Consider the following 2,523-nt stretch of genomic DNA (forward strand, 5'->3'; position numbering starts at 1 on the left):
TTATCTTTTGCCATATTTTTAATACTCCTCATTATTTTCTATTACGAGAATAGCATATTTTTTATCACACGACAATTATCTTACCACCTAGGGTATTGAATCGGAATTAGTACAAGCAGTAGGAAGAGCGAGAATATTGAGAACTGATGCTAAGGTTCACTTGTTTTCAAATTATCCAATAGTAGGAGCTAAGTTATACAAGAGTATTGCTTAATATTACAAATAGAAAATAACTAAGGAGGAAATGATATGAATATCATTGAAATAATTGATGAAGGATTTGAATTAGAGGAAGAAATGGACTTAATAAAGGAAAAGATTAAGCGTAATAGACGTGAACTAGAAAAGATTGAGGACATGTTTAATGAAGTTAAGTTGGTTCAACTGCAGGAATATTTATTAAATTTAAGATGTGAAGAATACTACTCAAATTGAGATAAGTAGGTTCGATTTTTAATATTATTTATAGTTTGATTTTTAAGGCGGTACAAATTATAAAGTAGTATGGAAAAAGAATTATCTTCCTGGGTAAAGTATATAGAAAGTGTATAAGCTATTAAAGTTGGCTAATACACTTTCTATATAAAAAATCACAAATATTATCTGCATTATGATTTTTGTCATTATAGAATTCAAGCATTAAAGTATTAAACTCTAATCTATCTTTGGATTTAATATTTAATACACCTTGACCTGAACTTATAAGTATTCCATTACTAATAAGTAGAGAAGTTATTTTGTTTCTGTTAAAGAAAAACAAGTTTAATGACCCAAATAAGAATAACTCTAAAGCTAATTCAATAGATGTATTACATCGGCTTTTGATTATCTCTAATTGAGTATCAAATAGTTCATCTAATTCATCAGCTTTAGGAGGAGAATAATCACTACCTGATATAGCAACATTACCTGTTCTAAAACAACCAACTATTAGTACTTCATTATGAGCAACAATAGAATGAATATTATTAAAGGTGTTCTTAGATAATTCGAACTGTTGATTATATATAAGATTAAATAGGTACAACCAACTTTCTTTAATATTAAGTACTTGTTGTTGGTCAGTAAGTTTGTGACCACCTATAGTTATACCTTCCATTAATGTTTGTACTTCTGGAAAGGTATAAGGATTGTTTTCTAAGTACGACATATTAAATACATAATCAGGTAACATTCTTTTTGCCAATATGATTAACTTTTTTATATCAGTTGTTGGATGTATATCATTGTAGGATTTTGTTCTAATAAACATATGATCACCTCCTTAAATTTATTATATCTGATAGCTTTTGATGAAATTTATACAATCCAAAGCTTTTATACTATGAAAGCTTATTTGATGAGTTGAATGTCTAAGAGTCATTAGTTCAAAGAATTTTTGTTTATTCATTTGGCCATTAAAATAAGCTTCTATATAATCATAGATGCTATCATCAGCCATAGGTCCAATAACAACATCATAGTTATGTATTTTACCATTACGGCAACTTACTACAAAGTCGAGCCATTCATCATTATAATTTTTAAATTTTTTAATATTTAATGTATCTATATTATTTACTTCATATACATTCACTATTGAAGTATTAAATCTAGATGCTGAGTCTTCAGCTTGTTCCTGAAATTTAGTGCAATAGAAGCCCCATGAGAAGTCTTTAGTAAATTTATGCTTACGTATGACAGGAAATTCTATCTCCATATAACTACCATGATAGATTAACTCTGAATCTTTATTCATTATTAGCTCCTTTAAAATATGTTTTTAAGATTGATTTTTATAGAAGGGAATATAACACTCTCATAAAAATCATTATCTTTAAATGTATTTACAATCTGATAATAACCATCTTTTAATGAGTGCTGAATTATAAAACCATTTTCTTCAACAATATTATATTCAAGAACTCCGTATGTTTCATATACATTATATTTAAGTTGCTTATCTCTTATTGCATCTTGATGTCCTGGCGAAACTATTTCAAATATAATTTTAGGTGGAGTAGTATAACTTTGTCCTTTCATATTATCAATATCATTTTGACATACGATAAATACATCAGGTTTAAATTTATACTTTTCTTCTTTATCAAAGATTACTTCCGCACCTTCTGTCTTAACCTTACAATTAATTGATTTTGAATAACTTCTGATTTCATTAGCAATATTAATTAAGATATCATTATGTTTATCAGAAGTATTTGAGCTGAACCAAATATCCCCATAATAATATTCTACTTTTCCATTAAAGTTAGCTTGCATATTATCAAATTGTTCTGCTGTACAGTATCTTGCATAATATTCTGCATTCATAGGTATGACCTCCATTAAATTATCTTTTTATTATAACAAAATAAACACAGGATTATAAGCACTGTGTTATGGCTGTAAATTATTAAGTTGAGAATTTATTCAAGTTATCTGAGTTGAAATTGTATTTTATACTTATGATTTGGTTCTTTCCAATGTTAGTTGAATATCATTAGTATATAACATCATACTTTTAAACTTTCCAATTTAATAACT

The 2,523-nt window shown here is 27.0% G+C and carries 4 protein-coding genes; 1 reads left to right on the plus strand and 3 read right to left on the minus strand.

Annotation, left to right across the window (positions count from 1 at the left end):
• Positions 1-249 precede the first annotated feature (249 nt).
• Positions 250-435 carry a hypothetical protein gene (locus BM384_RS16640; RefSeq protein WP_090015324.1) on the plus strand — a complete coding sequence of 62 codons (186 nt, stop codon included), beginning with the start codon at positions 250-252 and terminating at the stop codon, positions 433-435.
• 121 nt (positions 436-556) lie between these two features.
• Here the strand turns inward: BM384_RS16640 and BM384_RS16645 are convergent, their stop codons facing one another.
• Genes BM384_RS16645 through BM384_RS16655 form a run of 3 tightly spaced genes read right to left on the minus strand, consistent with a single transcriptional unit; the run spans position 557 to position 2,310 of the window.
• Entirely contained in the window at positions 557-1,252 is a 696-nt protein-coding gene (locus BM384_RS16645) for a Fic family protein (RefSeq protein ID WP_090015326.1), read from the minus strand.
• 21 nt (positions 1,253-1,273) lie between these two features.
• The gene (locus tag BM384_RS16650) at positions 1,274-1,738 is read right to left on the minus strand and encodes a DUF3990 domain-containing protein (RefSeq protein ID WP_090015328.1); all 465 of its coding nucleotides are present in this window, start codon (positions 1,736-1,738) and stop codon (positions 1,274-1,276) included.
• A gap of 11 nt (positions 1,739-1,749) precedes the next feature.
• Positions 1,750-2,310, minus strand: a complete 561-nt coding sequence (locus tag BM384_RS16655) for a Uma2 family endonuclease (RefSeq protein ID WP_090015330.1) — start codon at positions 2,308-2,310, stop codon at positions 1,750-1,752.
• Positions 2,311-2,523 lie beyond the last annotated feature (213 nt).

Source organism: Clostridium sp. DSM 8431 (assembly GCF_900116755.1).
In the GTDB taxonomy this organism is placed as follows: Bacteria; Bacillota; Clostridia; order Clostridiales; family Clostridiaceae; genus Clostridium.